Genomic DNA, 428 nt, shown 5'->3' with positions numbered 1-428 from the left:
GCCGCCGTCGAAACCAAAATCCTGGCCCGGGGCGGGCGGGCCAGCCACGCGGTGTTCCGCCAAGCGCTGCGCCGCGCGGTACTCGCCATCGACCCCGACGGTGCCGCACAGCGCCACGCACTCCAACGCCGGGGGCGTCGGGTCGGCCTCCAGCCGTTGGACGACGGGATGGCGGAGCTCTCCGCGTTCCTGGCCGCCCCCGACGCCCAAGCCGCCTACCAGCGCATCGACGCGTTGGCCCGCCGGGCCGGCGACGCGGCGGACACCCGCAGCATCGACGAACGCCGCGCCGACGTCCTCACCGACATTCTGCTGGGCCGCCACCGCGACGACGACCCGATCCGCGTCGAGGTCGGGGTGTTGATTCCGTTGGGCACCCTGACCGGGCTGGCCGACACCCCCGGTGAGCTGGCCGGCTACGGACCGAT

1 protein-coding gene is annotated in these 428 nt (G+C 74.3%); it reads left to right on the top strand.

What is annotated here, in order from left to right:
- A partial coding sequence (locus tag U9977_RS06280; RefSeq protein ID WP_322748226.1) for a DUF222 domain-containing protein occupies nt 1-428 on the top strand: 428 nt, incomplete at both ends.

The organism is Protofrankia sp. Cas8, assembly GCF_963555845.1.
Classification (GTDB): domain Bacteria; phylum Actinomycetota; class Actinomycetes; order Frankiales; family Frankiaceae; genus Protofrankia.
Note: the sequence above shows the minus strand (reverse complement) of the source record. Positions and strands in the feature narration are given on the sequence as shown.